Annotated in this window: 9 protein-coding genes and 2 pseudogenes; 5 read left to right on the plus strand and 6 right to left on the minus strand. The window is 65.0% G+C overall.

The features are described 5' to 3' along the window. The coding region (locus BM315_RS10040; protein WP_090500456.1) for a hypothetical protein at positions 1 to 212 on the plus strand (212 nt) is incomplete at its 5' end. Between the two features lie 219 nt (positions 213 to 431). After that, positions 432 to 2,051, plus strand: a complete 1,620-nt coding sequence (gene bcsG, locus BM315_RS10045; protein ID WP_170862193.1) for a cellulose biosynthesis protein BcsG — start codon at positions 432 to 434, stop codon at positions 2,049 to 2,051. A 52-nt stretch (positions 2,052 to 2,103) separates the two neighbouring features. On the opposite strand, the gene bcsC is transcribed toward bcsG, so the two are convergent. The 6 genes from bcsC to bcsR are packed head-to-tail and all read right to left on the minus strand — an operon-like array spanning position 2,104 to position 12,393. Beyond that, a complete protein-coding gene (gene bcsC, locus BM315_RS10050) occupies positions 2,104 to 5,553 on the minus strand; it encodes a cellulose synthase complex outer membrane protein BcsC (RefSeq protein ID WP_170862194.1) in 3,450 nt (1,149 codons plus the stop codon). After that, positions 5,550 to 6,644, minus strand: coding sequence for a cellulose synthase complex periplasmic endoglucanase BcsZ (gene bcsZ, locus BM315_RS10055; RefSeq protein WP_090500463.1), 1,095 nt, complete (start codon positions 6,642 to 6,644; stop codon positions 5,550 to 5,552). The genes bcsC and bcsZ overlap by 4 nt, the downstream gene beginning before the upstream one ends. Positions 6,645 to 6,652: 8 nt before the next feature. Next, complete coding sequence (gene bcsB, locus BM315_RS10060; protein WP_090500465.1) at positions 6,653 to 8,866, minus strand: cellulose biosynthesis cyclic di-GMP-binding regulatory protein BcsB; 2,214 nt, start codon at positions 8,864 to 8,866, stop codon at positions 6,653 to 6,655. Continuing rightward, complete coding sequence (bcsA, locus tag BM315_RS10065) at positions 8,863 to 11,445, minus strand: UDP-forming cellulose synthase catalytic subunit (RefSeq protein WP_090500467.1); 2,583 nt, start codon at positions 11,443 to 11,445, stop codon at positions 8,863 to 8,865. Before bcsA ends, bcsB begins: the two co-directional genes overlap by 4 nt. Continuing rightward, the gene (gene bcsQ, locus BM315_RS10070) at positions 11,442 to 12,173 is read right to left on the minus strand and encodes a cellulose biosynthesis protein BcsQ (protein ID WP_090500469.1); all 732 of its coding nucleotides are present in this window, start codon (positions 12,171 to 12,173) and stop codon (positions 11,442 to 11,444) included. The genes bcsA and bcsQ overlap by 4 nt, the downstream gene beginning before the upstream one ends. A 1-nt stretch (position 12,174) precedes the next feature. After that, positions 12,175 to 12,393: a BcsR/BcsP family cellulose biosynthesis protein gene (gene bcsR, locus BM315_RS10075; RefSeq protein WP_090500471.1), complete on the minus strand. Its 219-nt coding sequence runs from the start codon at positions 12,391 to 12,393 to the stop codon at positions 12,175 to 12,177. A 304-nt stretch (positions 12,394 to 12,697) separates the two neighbouring features. Here bcsR and BM315_RS10080 point away from each other — a divergent pair, with 304 nt between their 5' ends. The 3 genes and pseudogenes from BM315_RS10080 to BM315_RS25445 all read left to right on the plus strand — a co-directional run. Beyond that, the gene (locus BM315_RS10080) at positions 12,698 to 13,303 is read left to right on the plus strand and encodes a flavin reductase family protein (RefSeq protein WP_090500472.1); all 606 of its coding nucleotides are present in this window, start codon (positions 12,698 to 12,700) and stop codon (positions 13,301 to 13,303) included. Positions 13,304 to 14,340: 1,037 nt separating this feature from the next. Beyond that, a pseudogene (locus BM315_RS25440) lies at positions 14,341 to 14,571 on the plus strand (HAMP domain-containing protein); the annotation flags it as partial. Between the two features lie 348 nt (positions 14,572 to 14,919). Continuing rightward, positions 14,920 to 15,426, plus strand: a pseudogene (locus BM315_RS25445) (methyl-accepting chemotaxis protein); the annotation flags it as partial. Between the last annotated feature and the right edge of the window lie 69 nt (positions 15,427 to 15,495).

Here is a 15,495-nt window from a genome sequence, read left to right on the forward strand (position 1 = left end):
ACCGCGACAGCTGTGCCACGCAACTGAATGCGGCCTGGGCCGAGCTGGATCTGGCCAAGGCCGAAGGCTTTGCCGGCACCGTGAGTTATTCCAAGGCTCTGTCGCTGCTGACCGCGGCGAAAACCCAGCAGCAATTCGAAAGCTACGAGGGCTGCACCAGCAAGTCAGAGCGGGCGCGCTTTTACATTCGCGAGTCGCGCGCCGGCCGTTAGGCACACCCGGCGGTTGCGCCAGCGACCGCCTCGAGTCTCCCCGTATAAGTTCGAGCAAAAAGCCAATCGGCATTTGCCTTTTGCCAATCAGCAGCGATGCTTAACGCATGATGCAGGTTCTGCTCGCTAGGGCGATGCAGCACAAGAACCGCATGCAGCAGCATTGACTACTGGGGATTGGCTATGCAGCAAGGCAGTGCTTTGGCGTCACCGGCTGCCATGAGTTCCTGGCGTGGTTTGGGCTTGTGGAACTTCTACTTCATCACCAAGCTGGTTTTGCTCTGGTATGGCCAGTTGAATTTCCATGCCCTGGAGAATCTGGCTTTCGCCGCTTTCCTGCTGTTGCCTTTGCCACCGCAATGGCTGCATCGCTTGCGCCATCTTCTCGCCATTCCGCTGGGTGGCGCCCTGTACTACTACGACAGCTGGCTGCCACCGTTCAGCCGCCTGATCGCCAATTCCGCGCAGGTCAGCCAGTTCAGTGCTGACTATATGCTGGAGTTGGCGGGTCGCTTCATCAATCCGACCTGGCTGGCCGCGGGGCTGATCCTGCTGGTCGGCTACCTGTTCGTCAGTCAGTGGCTGCGGGTGACCAGCTTCACGCTGGTGGCGCTGGTGCTGGTGCTGGTGGTTGGCGATGCCAAGCTGTTCATGCCGCGGCCGGGGGCCGTGCCGGTGCCGGTACTGCTGTCGACTCCTGCAAGCACCGCTCCGGTGGTCGGTGATGTGGCGCCTGCCGTGATCGATGATGCATTTCTGAACCAGACCCTGGACGACTTTTATGCGAGCCAGAGGCAGCAGGTCACGCAGTTCCCCAGCGCCTTGGCGGCCGATGCCGTGCCCATTGATGTGCTGATGTTGAATATCTGTTCCATGGCCTGGGATGACCTGGAGGAGACCGGTTTGGTCCAGCACCCGCTGTGGGCCAAGATGGATATCCTCTTCGACGATTTTAACTCCGCGGCCACCTACAGCGGCCCGGCAGTCCTGCGCTTGTTGCGCGCCAGTTGCGGCCAGGCTTCGAATGCCGATCTGTATCGCCCCGCGGCCAAGCAATGTTTCCTGTTCGAAAACCTCAAGCAGCTGGGCTTCACCGATGGCTTGCTGCTCAACCACACCGGCCGCTTCGACAACATGCTCGGTCTGCTGCGTGACGGTGGCCGCCTGCAGGCCGCTGCTAGCCCGCTCGGCCAATTACGCCCGGCATTGACCGGGTTCGACGGCTCGCCGATCTATCGCGATCGCGAAGTGCTGACGCAGTGGTGGCAGCAGCGGCTGGATTTGGGCTCGCCGCGCGAGGCGTTGTTCTACAACTCGATCACCTTGCACGATGGCAATCGGCGGGTGGACAAGGTCACTGGCAAGGCCGTCAGCGCAGACTACAAGGTCAGTGTGCGTCAGGTGCTGGATGACCTGGACAGTTTCATCGAGCATGTGCAGGCATCTGCCAAGCCGGTGCTGCTGGTCATAGTCGCCGAGCATGGTGCGGCCCTGCGCGGTGATCTGATGCAGGTCAAGGGCATGCGCGAGATTCCCAGCCCGACGGTTACCCAGGTTCCGGCCGGACTCAAACTGATCAATGCCAAGGCGCAGTTGCCGCAGCGGCCGCTGCATATCCAGGCGCCGAGCAGTTATCAGGCCTTGTCCGAGTTGATTGCGCGGCTGGTCGATGGTGAGGCCTACCGCAATGCGGACTTCGACCTGCTCGGTGCGACCCGGGATCTTCCGCAGCTGGATATGGTGGTGGCGGAAAACGAGGGCAGTGTGATGGTGCGCCTGCACGACGAGCACTACCTGCGCATGGAAAACCAGAGCTGGATCCCTTACCCGCAACAGTAATAAAACAAGCCCGCATCACTGTCGTGATGCGGGCTTGTTTGCCGCAGTGCGCTCAATTGAACTGGGCGTATTCCTCCAGGGGTTCCGGGGGCATCTTCAGGTCGCCATCCCAGGGGGCGAAGCTGTAGCGCAGGTAGAGCAGGGCGCCGCGTGGCTCGTAGTCGCTGCCCACCGAGCGCTCCATGCCGAGCATGCCGCCGACGAACCAGTTCGGGGTCAGTCGCCGTTCGGCGGTGAAGCTGAAGCGATAACTGAATCCATCACTGCTGCCGCCCTCGAAGATCGGATTGCCGGCTTCGCTTTGCAGGTCGCTGCGGGTCGGGAAATAGGGCGAGTCGTCGTTGCGCGCCCAGGAGAAGCCGGTTGAAGCCTCGGCGTAGATCGACCAGTCCGCCCAGCGCTGGGCATAGTTGATCGGCACCGAGAGCGATTGATACTGCTGCGGGCTGTAATAACCGCCATGGCCGAAGGTGTAGCCGCTGAGATCCTTCTCGTAGTGCCAGTACATGGCGTTGCCACCGATCCGCAGGCGCCGGTCTGGCTCGTCGATGATCCGGAAGTAGACCCCGGCCATCAACCGGTAGCGGTCGTTGTCCTCGACGTTCTCGCCGGTCAGGCGGTGCGCCTGCAGGCTCGACCAGATGCCGTAGCTGCCGCCTTCGTCGTAGCTCAGGCCCAGGCGGATGCCGTTGGCGCGCACGCCGCCCCAGGTTTCGCCGGTGCGCGGGTCCTCGGTGCCGGCGAAGGACAGCAGCGAGTTGTTCAGGGCGCGGCGCGAGACGTCCAGGGTCCAGCCCAGCTTGGCCAGATCGCCTCTGATCCGTATGCCGCCGACCACATCTTCCACCGGGAAGCCCAGTGGCGTGCTGCCGATGTCCCACTCCAGGCGTTCGCTGCGCCAGCCCATGGCCAGCGCAGTGCCTTCTTCGCGCTGGTGGCGGTCGCCCTGGTCGCAGGCTTCACCGCGTTGCTGGCAGATCAGCACGCTGCCGAAGTCGTCGGCGTCGAGCAGGTTGTCGAAGCTGCCGTTATCCAGGGTCACCTGCTCGGCGCGCAGGAAACCCCGGCCGCTGCCCAGCGGGTGCGCCACTTCGGCGATCAGGTAGCCGGCCTGCAGGTCGGAGAAACCGGGTGTGCCTTTACTCTCCAGGTAGCCGTACTGCACGGTGGCGGTGGGTGCCTGATGCAGGTAGAGCTCGGCGGAGTCGCTGCGGATGCTGCGCCTGAGCCAGTCGTCTTCGCCATTGCTCCGGGTGCTATGGGTAAACGCCAGGGTGTCCTCCGGCGCCAGGGCGATGCCGCTGCTGCGCATGGCCTCGCGGTAGGCCGCCAGGGCTTCTTGTGGCTGGCCGCCGGCGAGGGCCAGGCGCCCGCTGTCGCGCCAGATCCAGGGATCTTGCGGGTCGGCGAGACGGGCCTGGGCCATGGTTTGCTCGGCCTTGGCCTGCTCTCCCAGTTGCAGCCAGAGATTGGCGATACGCCGCTGCTGGCTGGGCGAGGGGGTGGCGGGAGCGAAGGCCTCGAGACGCTGCCGAACATCGGCGTCGCGGCGCTGCTGGGCCAGTTCGATCAGGCTGAGTTCTGCTTCGCTGTTGTGCGGTTCGAGCTGCTGGGCCAGTCGGTACTGGCGCTCCGCTTCGGCTCGGTTGCCTCGCCGTTCGGCCCATTCGCCGAGTGTCAGGGGGATGGCAACCTCCTCCGGGAAGTGGCGTTGCTGCATCCTGAGGTAGTCGCTGGCCGCATGCTCACGCCCCTGGGCGTGCATCTGGCGGGCATGCTCCATGGTCTGGCTGAAACGCAAGCGTCGATCCAGCGCGCGCATGTCGTCGTCCCACTTGGCTTTGGGCACCTTGGCCAGGCTGTCCAGGGCTTGCTGGGGGCGATCCTGGCTGGCCAGGAACAGGCTGTGGGCGTAGCGCGAGGCCGGGTCGTAGGGGGCGCGCAGCAACAGGCCGGCAAAACTCTGCTCGGCGGCCGGGTCGTCGAGTTGCACGCGGACCTTGGCCAGGTCGTAGGCGATCCAGGGGTTGTCCGGTTGCAGGCGCAGAGCCTGCTCGAGCAGATGCTTGGCGGTGGCCCAGCGTTGCTGGTCGCTGTGCTGTTGGGCCTGGGTGACCAACTGGGCGGCCTGCAGGCGGTTCAACTCGGGTTCGAAGCGTTGGCGCTGATCGGCGGGCAAGGTTTGGATGATTTGCCGGGCGCGTTCGGGTTGGCTGACGCTGTAGAGGTTGATCAGGCCGCGCTTGGCCGCAGCATTGTTGCGATCGCGAGCCAAGGCGGCCTGGTAGTGGCGTTCGGCGCCAGCCATGTCGCTACGCCTGGCCTGGATATTGCCCAGGCCGTTGAGTGGTTCGGGGGCATTGGGCTTGAGTTTGGCCGCCTGCTGGTAAAGCTGCTCGGCGCGTTCGAGCTTGCCCTGGTCGACGGCTGCCTCGGCCTCCTTGAGGGTGGCCCAGAAGCGTGACTCGCCGATCAGGGTTTGCCACTTGCCCAGGTTGTCGATGTTGTCCTCGTGGCTGCGGGCCTGTTCGTACAGGGCCAGGGCCTCCTGTTGCCGCCCTTGGCGCTGGCGCAGCAGACCCAGTGCGCCGAGGGTTTGCGCGTCAGTGGGGAAGCCCTTGAGCGCCAGTTGCAGGTCGCGCTCGATGGCCGGGTACGCCTGCGAGCCGCTGTCGAGCTTGCTCAGGGCGCGCTGTTTGGCCTGGAAGGAGGGGTTGGCGAGTAACCGCTCCTGTTCGGCCAGGGCTTGTCTGGCGACATCGTCGGCCTCCGGGTATTGCTTGAGGTAGCGGCGCCAGAGGGCGGCACTGCGTTCATCGACGGGAAGCCGCTCGAGGCGGTCTTGCCAGACGCTGGCAACCCCCGCGCGTGCATAGGGGTCGCTGGCCAACTGTTCCAGATCGGCATGGGCGGCCTCGCTGTAGGGGTCGATGGCCAGGCGCTGTCTGGCCAGGGCCAGGCGGAAATTGCTGCTGTAGGGGTATTGCGCAACCAGCTCTTCCAGGCCGTGCAGAGCCCTGGTTTGGCCTTGCGCGGTGTTGGCCAGGGTCTGCCAGTACTCGAGCGCATGATCGCTACTGGGAAAGCCGGGTTTGAACAGGCTGTCGTAAATCACCAGCGCTTCCTCGGGGCGACCCGCGCGCGCCAGCAGGCGCGCCTGCTGCAGGCGCTCCTTGGCCTCCGGCTCGTTGATCGCCAGGTGCAGGCGGGCCAGCACCAGGGACTCGCTGTCGGGTGCGCTGCGGCTCAGGCGTTCGAGGGTGGCCTCGGCTTCGGTCAGTTGATTCTTGCGCACTTGCAGGCGAATCAGCGCCGCCAGGCCTTCGGGATCCTCGGGGTTGAGCTTGAACAGGCGATACAGGCTCTCCTCGATCAACTCCACCTTGTTGCGCGACTCCCCGGTGCGCACCTGCTCAAGCAGCTGCAGGCGGGCTTCGCTGGTGTCGATGGCATGGGCGCTGGTACTCAGCAGCAGCAGGGCAAAGGGTAGGTGCCTGGTCATGAGCATTCCTCGATTGACTGTGGTTGCAATGCGCCGCGTGGCGAGAAGCGATAGCGTCCTTCGCTCCAGCCTCGGCCGAACAAACTCAGTACATGATCGTAGTAGGCGTCCGCCTGCAGCGGTTCTGCAGCCAGGCGCGCCAGTTGTTCCTGCAGCAGGCGCGGCTGCGCGGTTCTGCTGAGTAAGGGTAGCAGCGCCGCAGAGAAGCCCGGCGGGCCATGTCCTTCGGCGCTGCCGGTCAGGCTGTCGACGCGCAGGGGTGGCCGGCCATGCTGCTGGAGGTAGTGCAGCATCGGTTGGAAGTGCTGGGCGAGGTTGGCCGCCGGCTCCTGCATGCCCGCCCACAGGTAGACGCGGATGGCATCGTAGCTGCCTTGCCAGCCACTCCTGGCCGACCCCTGCCAGTGCCCGTCGCGCCACTCGACCCAGTCGGGGGCGAAGCCCCGGGCGCTGGTTTCTTCGAGCATGCGCCGGGTCGGTTCGAGCATCGCCGCCCAGACGCTGTCCGGGTAGCGGTGGGCGAAGCTGTGCAGCAGGGGCAGGGGGGAATAGCTGGGGTTGAGGGTCCAGCGCTCCTGGCCGGTGAAACCTTCTGCCCCGGGCAGTAGCAGCGGCCCGAGTTGCGGCAACTGGGCGACCTCGTGCTGCTGGATCAGGGCCAGTTGCCGGGCCGACAGGCGTGAATAATCGGCGTGCTGCCAGAGTCTGCCGGCCTCCTGCAGGCTATAGGCCAGCCACAGGTCGGCGTCTGCCGCAGAGTTGCCGTCGAGCACCTGCCATTGCCCCTCCGGGTTACGCCCCCAGAGCCAGGCCGGCAGGTGCCGTTGCAGGTCGCCCTGGGCCAGGTTGTCTTCCAGCCAGCGCAGCAGACGCTCGAAGGTCTGCCGATCACCGGCTGCCAGGGCGAAGAACAGGGCATAGGCCTGGCCTTCCGAGGTGGTGATCGAGCGTGGGTCGCTGCTGTCGATCACCCGGCCGCCGGCATCGACGAAACGCTGCTTGAACTGCTCCCACAATGGCCACTGGCAGCCGGCGTGCGCGGCGTTGCCGAGCGGCGAAAGGACCAACAGCATGACCATCCAGACTTTCATCACGCACCTCAGGCAGGGGCTTGTAGTCGGCGTTTGGCCAGCAGGCTGAGGGCGCTGAACATCGCACTGGCGATCAGTACGGCGCTCAGCGAGGCCAGAACTATCAGGAGCAGCAGGTGGTCGGCGAGGTGGTACCAGAGCAGCAGCCACCAGGGCAGGCTGCCGACATAGTAGGTGTCGCCCAGCACGGCAGTATCGATCTGCTCCCCGTGCATCAAGGTCACCGAGCCGGCAATCCTGGCGCGACGCTGGTTGTCGAGCAGGTTGCGCTCGATCAGGCTGTAGCCGCTGGCGCTGCCCGCCATCAGTGCGACCACGCTGCGCTTGTCGTCGAATGGCGACTGGAACCCGACCAGGGCTGCCAGATCGGCAGAGGCGTCGCTGATCCGCGGGGGCGCGGCACGGCTATCCGGGTGGCTCAGGCTGGCCGCGATCTGCAGGCCCAGGGCGCCCAGTTCCGGGCCTTGCTCGTTGCTGAATGCTGGCGCAACGGCGCCAATCAGGAGCAGGTCACGTTGGCTTTGCGCCGCCGCCAGCCAGTCGTCGCTGATGCTCAGGCGGGTGGCGGGGTAGCCGGTATAGGCGCCGATCCGGCCAATGATCGCCAGCAGCAGCGACAGCTCGGCCTGGCTCGGCTGGGGCGGCATCAGTACCAGGGTCTGCGAGAGGTCGGCGACACGGCTGTAGGGGTAACCGGTTTCGGCAAAGGCCTGCAGGTCGGGCATCGCCTTGTAGTGATGGAAGGCCGAAAAGTCGATGCTGGAATCAGGGTCTATCGCCGCCTGGATGTTCATCGGCAGGCTGGTGGCGCAGTTGTCGGCATAGGCGCAGCCGGGCAAGGCATTGAAGCTGAAGTTCATGCGCAGTTCGTTGTGCGGGCCGACGAGCTGGGCCGGGATCATCAGGCGCTTGCTGCCGGGCTGCTGGGTGAGCAGGGGCAGGTTTTGCTGGGCCAGGCCGGCGATTTTTCCAGGCGCCGGGTCGTTGAGGGGGAAGGCCTGGACGAAATGGTCGTTGATGCTGATGCTGAGCAGCGAGGAGTCCTTCTGCAGCGGCGGCGTATAGCGGTAGCGCAGATCCAGGGGGACTCCCGGGCTACGCCAGATGAACAGATCCGCCGGCACCCTCAGGGTCAGGCTCAGGGGCGGTGGCACCAGGCCGCTCGCCTGCAGTTGCATGGGGTTGTCGAGCAGTTCGCTGAAGCGTGTGGGGCCATCGCTTTTCACCCACTTGGGCGCATCGTAGGGCTTTCTCGGCGGGGCTTCGGGGATGTTGCGCAGGGTGCTCGAAGGCCCTTTCAGGCTGTTGCTGCCCAGGACAAGTGCGCGGACGGCAGCCAGTACCTGCTGGTCGTCCTCACCCAGGATCAGGAGCAGTTTGGCGAAGGGTGCGCTCGGATGGTCAATGATGGCCAGGGTGGGGGCGCTGACCCTGGGGTAATCCTTGAGGAACGCCGGGCGTTGTTGGTTGCTGGCAAACACCACCGCCGAACGGTTGGCCGGCAAGCCGCCGAAGGAGACGGGGAAGGAGGCACCGCGCCAACTGCTGTGGATGCCGAACCAGGAGGCGAGCACGGCGGCGGCGGTCTGCTGGGTCGGGCTGGGCGCGCGGCTGAACACGAACGGCAGCAGCAGGGGCGCCTTGTCGCGGTGGTCGAAGAATGGCTCCGGGAGAATGGCCAGGTCGTTGCTGGCCTTGAGCCGCAGGACGTTGAGCTGCAATTGGCTCTTGGCACTGAAGTCCAGCCACAGGCTGGCGTGCATGGGGTCCTCGGGCGCGGTGTCGTTGCTGCCCACCAGCTCGAAGCGCAGGTGATTGAAGTCGCGAATGAAGCTGGTGTCCAGCGCGAGCGTGCGCTCGACCTCCTGGCCGAGTTCCTCCTCAAGGATCGGCAGCACGCCCATCAGTTCGTCATTGAGGTACACCTTGACGTGCGAGCGTTTGGCGTTCAACGCCGGGGAGGGGGTGTAGAACAACTGCAGTTCGGCGGCCTCGATCAGCTCGTCGCTGCGCACGCCGAACTCGGCATAGAGGTGGCGCAACATGTTGCGCAGCAATAGCACGCCGGGTGAAGACAGCTCGCTGAGACCGAGGCTGCGCTGGTAGGTGCCTGGCGGCGTCGCCTCCGTTGCGGCTGGCTCTGGCGCCGCCAAGGCGCTGTTGGCGATCAGCAGCGCGGCGATAAACATGAGCACGCAACGGAAAAAATACTGGATATTCATGGGCGTGACCCTGTCTGAACGGTGCCTAACACGGGGGTGACTGGGACGAAAGAGCTGAGCCATTGAGCGCTGCCGCGGGCAAAATCAATCAACGGTTGAAGGCAGTCCGGGGCATACAGCAGCGTCTGCCGATAGCCGCTGAGGCCGACGCGGACGATCCCGTGCAGGCTGCTGAGCGGATGGTCCTGGGCGAAGCCGTCATGCCAGCGCGCCCAGGTGTCGGCGCGGGCAAAGGTGCATTGCACGAAGCGGCCGTGGCGGCGCAGGTCCATGGGTTCCAGTTCGGCACCGAGGATGCCTTGCGTAATGCTGCGGCCGCGGGCCGGAAACTCGAACTCCTCGTGGCCGCGCCTGAGCAGCAGCGATAGCCGGGCAACCTCGGGCAAGGTCAGGTTGAGCCCGCGGGGAAGCTGGATGCTCACGCCGCCGTCCGAGTAGTTGAGCAGGGTGCAGGGGTAGGCATGCCCCGAGGGCAGGCGGATCCCCGCGTCGAGGTGCAGGTCGACGCGATGGGCCCGGCGGATTTGCCGGACTTCTGCCGCCACCGCCAGGGCGCCGCCGAGCACGATCAGGTTGTACAGCACCCAGCACAGGCTGATCAGTACGGTCATGCGCTCGTCGCTCGCGCCCCAGAGCAGGCGGTAGAGGCCGAACAGCAGGCCGCTCAGGTTGAGGGCGGCGAGGATCAGGAAGGGCTTGGCCATCTTCCAGTCGAACAGGTCGTCTGCGATCAGGCCGCCCTTGGCGGTGACGTTGAAGGTGCCCTTGCGCGGGTTGATCAAGGCGACGCTGGTGGGCCGGGCGATATACCAGGAGAGTACGGTTTCGTAGATCTCGCTCCAGAACGAATGGCGGTACCTGCCCTGGATGCGCGAGTTGGTCAGGGTGCTGTGGACGATGTGGGGCACGACGAACAGCAGGATGAGCAGGGCCGGGGCATAGATGATGTAGGCATGCAGCAGGAGGAAGGCCAATGGCGCCGTGAGGTAGATCAGGCGCGGCACCCCGGAAAGAAAATGCAGCATGGCATTGAAGTAGCAGAGCCGTTGCCCGAGCGAGAGACCCTGGCCGGACAGCGGGTTGTCGAGACGGAAAATCTGCACCATGCCGCGGGCCCAGCGGATGCGTTGGCCGATGTGCGCGCTGAGGCTTTCGGTAGCCAGACCGGCGGCCTGGGGAATGCGGATATAGGCCGAGGTCCAGCCGTGGCGGTGCAGGCGCAGCGAGGTGTGCGCATCCTCGGTCACGGTTTCCACGGCGAAGCCGCCGATGCTTTCCAGCGCGGCGCGCCGCAGGATGGCGCAGGAGCCACAGAAGAAGGTCGCGTCCCACAGGTCATTGCCATTCTGGGTCAGGCCGTAGAACAGGGTGTTTTCGTTCGGTGTCCGGCGGAAGTTATCCAGATTGCGCTCGAAGGGGTCGGCCGAGAGGAAGTGATGCGGTGTTTGCAGCACACCAAGGCGTGGGCTGCGCAGAAACCAGCCCATGGTCAGCTGCAGGAAGGAGCGGGTCGGAATGTGGTCGCAGTCGAAAATGGCGATGAACTCGCCACTGGTCTTGCCCATCGCGGTATTGAGGTTGCCGGCTTTGGCGTGGCGGTTGTCCGGGCGGGTCAGGTAGCCAACCCCTGCTTCGGCGGCGAAGCGGCGGAATTCGTCGCGCTTGCCATCGTCGAGAATCCAGATGCTCAGCTTGCTCTGCGGCCAGTCGATGCCGAGCGCCGCGAGCACGGTCGGGCGCACCACCGACAGGTCTTCGTTATAGGTCGGGATGTAGATGTCCACGCTCGGCCAGTTGGCCATGTCGCGGGGTAACGGGCAGGGCTGGCGGTCGAGCGGCCAGATGGACTGCATATAGCCGAGGATCAGCACCAGCCAGGAATAGCTCTCGGCAGCCAGCAGCAGCAGGCCGCAGCTCAGGTCCAGCGGGTCATCCCAGTTCAGGGTGGAGCTGTAGCGCCACCAGAAATAACGACTGGAGACCAGGATCGACAGGACGATCAGGATCAGTGTCGCGCGGCGCCCGGAAAAGCGCGCCACGCCCAGCGCAATAAGCCACAGCAGACTGGCGAACAGCGCCTGTTGATAGGGCTCGAGCGGTTGGGTGATACAGAGTGCCAGCACCGGCAGGGCCACCAGCAGCATTGGCAGTTGCAGCCAGGTGGCTGTGCCGGCGGGGCGCTCTGGCAGCGGCTGGGTACTGATCTGGCGACTGCTATTGCGCGCCGCCAGGCGTTGCCACGACCGCCCCAGCAGCTGCCGGCAGCGACTCGAGGCGGTTAGGCACGAGTTGGCCAGCCTGGTGAGCTTTTGCGGGCGCCGGTCGAGCGGTTTTACCAGCACCAGCCACAGGCTCTGCAGCACTACGCGCAGTGGATCGCCCGGGCGCAGGCGTGATCCGCAGGCCTGGGGGTAGAGTTGCCGCCTGTGCGCCAGCAGCCAGCGCCAGCTGGCTGATTCGAGGGTAAAGAGCGTCCAGCACAGGACGCGGACAAGCGCCATCAGCAGGGTCGGCTGCCTGGCGGGAGCGGGCTTGGCGGCCCCGGGGGGCACTGGCGGCGGTTGGATGCGCTGGTTCATGGGCTTGCCACCGTGTTGACGCACCAGTTCGCCAAGGCGAGGAAATCGCGCATGGCCAGGCAGTGCGGCGCGCTTTCACCCAGCAGTTGCTTGCGTGCCAGCGCCTCGCGCACCGCTTCGTCCTCATGGATCACGCAAGGAACCAGCAACTGGCCGAGAGCCAGACGCCAGAGTTCCAGCAGATCGTGGGACAGTTTGCGCGACGGTTGCAGGCGGTTGATCAGCCAGTGGTGGTTGCGTGGCAGGGGTTGGTTGTCGTACAGCTGGTAGTTGAGCAGGATATGGCAGGCCGGATCCGCCTCCAGCACGTGCAGCCAATGGATGTCCGGGCGCTGGTCGAGGCGACTGAGCAGGTTCAGGTGAGGCGGAATATTGAGCAGCACAAAGGTGCCGCTCGACGGCGTCAGTTGCCGCAGTGCGTGCTCGAGCAGGTCAACCGCGCACTGGGGGTCATAACCCTGGGTGGGGTGGCGGCCGAATGGCAGCACGGAAACCCGCTCCCGCTGACGAAAGGCGACAATCTTCCGGGCAGGGCTTGGCAAGTCTCGCGCCGTCCAGTCCGCGGGCTCATCGAAGGGTAAGCCGAAGTGCAGGCTGAGGATGTTGCTGGGGCACAGGTCGATCGCCAGGACGGGCTGGTGCAGAATTGCCAGGGCCGAAGTCAGTCCGGCCACTATTGACGTGGTGCCGCAGCCACCCCGCAGCCCCTGTACGGCGATCAGGTGCATCTCAATCTGCCTTGTCGAGTTTCGCGGCTTCGACAAGTTGGAGCAGTGGTCGCAGCGTTTCGCTCAGCAGTGGCCAGTCGGCGACCGAGGCGAGTACGGCCTGTTCGTGTTGCAGCTCTGAATACTGAAAGCTTTTCAGTTGATAGTGTTCGAGGAGGAAGGTCAGGTCCTCCTGGGGTTCCACTGACTGTCGATCCGCTTCGATTTGCTGAAAATCCATGGTGCTTTTTCTCGGTTCACATTGTTGGCAGATTATTTTTCGTATTAGTCAAATAAATGACTCTAAGTGTTTTAGCGGTGTGACAATGTCATATTAGTGGCGCATGGCGGAAAGTGAAGAGCGACAGACCCTTTTATTGATCTGCCGCAGGTTTCCCTTGAAGTCACCGCTCGCCAGCAAAACAGCGGGCTCGGTCGCCGGGTGCCGGCAAGCCGGCGAGGGCTGCCGACCAGCGGTATTAGCGGTCGAAGGGAGGAGTCCTGACTGGCATACTGGGCGCCAGCAAGCGATCGAGGAATGTGCCGTGCAACTGGATTTCAGCGCCCTGACGCCTTTGGATGCCTACCGCTGGCTGGCGTCCACGGTCACGCCGCGGCCGATCGCCTGGGTCTCCAGCGTTTCCCCCGCTGGCACCAGCAATCTGGCCCCGTTCAGTTTTTTTCAGGTGATCAGCGATGCGCCGCCGACCCTGATGGTCAACGTCAATCTGCACGGCGACGGCAGCCCCAAGGACACCCTGCGCAACGTACAGGCCACCGGCGAGCTGGTGATCCAGCTGGTGTCCTGCGCCCAGGCCGAGGCGATGAATGCCAGTGCTGCCCAGTTGCCCCATGGCGTCAGCGAGTTCGAGCGCTGCGGCATCGCCAGCCTGGCCAGCGAGCGAGTGGGCGTCCCCCGGGTGGCCGGCGCGGCGGTGGCTTTCGAGTGCCGGGTGGCGCAGGTGCTGGCGTATCCGCCGGGGGCGCCGAACTGTCACCTGATCTTCGCCGAAGTGCTGCTCGCCCATGTCGACGATGCGGTGCTCAACGATAAGGGCCGGATCGATCCGCACAAGCTCGACCTGATCGGTCGCCTGGGCGGCATGGCCTACACCCGTACCCGCGACAGCTTCGAGATGCAGCGCCCCTGAAGCAATCCGCTCTGAAAACGACCCGCACATAGTTAAAAGCACATTTGCCCCGGCTGCTGGCTTGTCGCCAGCAGCTTTGCGCTTCTATCTTGCCTGCATAATTTTGCGTGTTCAGCCGGCGAGCCGGGTTCGTCGGTGGCCGGGGTGGAGTGGGATATATGTGGACTGATCTGCAGTGGCACGTCGCCAGCTTGAGTACGGCGAAGAAACTGGCCCTGGGTTTTGGCGTGGTGCTGGCGCTCACCGTGGTGGTTGCCGCCACCGGCTATTCGGCGTTGCGCGAGGTCGGTGTGCGCTCGGCATCGCTGGAGCGCATGAGCGCGATCAACACCCAGGTCCTGCAGATCCGCCGCAGCGAGCAGGATTTCGCCCTGACCAGCGACACCGCTCATGTCCAGCGCCTGCATGAGCAGACCCAGACGTTGCTGGCCAGCAGCGCGGCCCTGCAGACCGAACTGGCGGCTGCCGAGGGCCAGTTGCTGGGCGAGGTCGACACTGCCATCGGCCAGTATCGCTCGGCCTTCGACCGCTATGTCGAGCTGACCGACAACATGAGTCTGTCCCTGGAGGCGGCCAATTGGCTGGTGGTGAGCGCCGCCAACAGCCTCGAGCTGCTCGAGGAGGGCCTGGCCGAGGATGGCCTCGATCTGCTCGCGAGCAGCCAGGGTAGCCAAGGCGCCGAGGCGGTGCTGCAGGCCGGCCAGATCGGCAAGGTGCATCAGTTGCTGCTGCAGGCGCTCGACCAGGCCCGTGTGCGCCTGCAGCAGAGCCGCACTACGGCTGAAGTCGCCCAGGGCGAAATCCAGCAGGCCCTGGATGCGCAGACCCTGGCCGGCGAGCTGCGCGATGCCGTGAATAGTCCGGGCTATGCCTCGGTGCTGGCGGAAGTCATCGGCAACGTCGACTCGTTCAATGAACGGCTCAAGGAGTACAACGGCCACTTGCGCCAGCAGAAGCAGGAATATGCCCTGTTGGTGGCGCAGGCCGAACGCATCGTCGAACTGGTGGAGCAGGCCTACTCCCGCCAGAAGAGCGCCATGCAGGCGCAACTGCAGGCCAGTGGCTGGCTGATTCTGCTGGCCGCTGCGCTGGCCCTGGTGATAGGTCTGCTGGCGACCCTGGCGATCACCCTGCTGATCGTGCGCCCGCTCAAGCAGGTGATCGGGCAGGCCCGGCAGATCGCCGAGGGCGACCTCAGTGTGCGCATCGAGGTGCAGCGCAGCGACGAAGTGGGGCAGTTGCAGGCCGCCATGCAGGGCATGTCGGACAACCTGCGCGAAATGGTCGGCCAGTTGCAGGGTGGGGTGAGCCAGATTTCCACTTCGGCGCAATCGTTGTCGGCGATCACCGAGCAGACCCGCCTGGGCGTCAACGGCCAGCGGGTGGAAACCGATCAGGTGGCGACCGCCATGAGCGAAATGACCGCCACCGTGCATGAGGTGGCGCGTAACGCCGAGGCTGCCGCCGCGTCCACCGAGGACGCCGACAACCGGGTCGGTCGCGGCACCGAGGTGGTGCGCCAGACCCTGGTGCGGATCGACCAGTTGGCGGCGGCGATGACCACCACCACCCAGAGCATCGAGCGCCTCAGCCAGGACACCCAGCGCATCGATTCGGTGCTGGATGTGATCAAGAGCGTGGCCGAACAGACCAACCTGCTGGCCCTCAACGCCGCCATCGAGGCCGCCCGCGCCGGCGACCAGGGTCGCGGCTTTGCCGTGGTGGCCGACGAGGTGCGCGCGTTGGCCAAGCGCACCCAGCAGTCCACCGCGGAAATCGAAGGCCTGATCGCCACGTTGCGCGAGGGCGCACGGCGGTCGGTGGCCGACATGCAGCAGAGCGGTGCCCTGGTCGCTCATGTGGTCGCCGATGCCAATCAGACCGAAGGCGCCCTGGCCGGGATTGCCGAGGCGGTGACCCTGATCTTCGAGATGAACCAGCAGATCGCCGCCGCGGCCGAACAGCAGACGGCGGTGGCCGAAGAGATCAGTCGCAGCGTCACCTCGATTCGCGATATCGCCGATCAGTCCTCGCTGGCGATGGACGAAACGGCTGACTCGAGCATTCGCCTGGCCCAGCTGGGCCGCGAGTTGCAGGGTATGGCCGGGCATTTCCGCTTGTAGATTTCGCCCGAAAGTGCGAACCGCGCCGACAGTTTCGTCAGCAAAGGTTTCACGGCGCTTTGCCCGCCG

The sequence above is a fragment of the Pseudomonas borbori genome (assembly GCF_900115555.1).
GTDB lineage: Bacteria > Pseudomonadota > Gammaproteobacteria > Pseudomonadales > Pseudomonadaceae > Aquipseudomonas > Aquipseudomonas borbori.

Excerpts from the sequence above, each read along its gene's own strand:
- bcsR (WP_090500471.1), bottom strand. The coding sequence starts at position 12,393 with ATGGATTTTCAGCAAATCGAAGCGGATCGACAGTCAGTGGAACCCCAG.
- bcsB (WP_090500465.1), bottom strand. The coding sequence starts at position 8,866 with ATGAATATCCAGTATTTTTTCCGTTGCGTGCTCATGTTTATCGCCGCG.
- bcsA (WP_090500467.1), bottom strand. The coding sequence starts at position 11,445 with ATGAACCAGCGCATCCAACCGCCGCCAGTGCCCCCCGGGGCCGCCAAG.
- bcsQ (WP_090500469.1), bottom strand. The coding sequence starts at position 12,173 with ATGCACCTGATCGCCGTACAGGGGCTGCGGGGTGGCTGCGGCACCACG.
- bcsC (WP_170862194.1), bottom strand. The coding sequence starts at position 5,553 with ATGACCAGGCACCTACCCTTTGCCCTGCTGCTGCTGAGTACCAGCGCC.
- bcsG (WP_170862193.1), top strand. The coding sequence starts at position 432 with ATGAGTTCCTGGCGTGGTTTGGGCTTGTGGAACTTCTACTTCATCACC.
- bcsZ (WP_090500463.1), bottom strand. The coding sequence starts at position 6,644 with ATGAAAGTCTGGATGGTCATGCTGTTGGTCCTTTCGCCGCTCGGCAAC.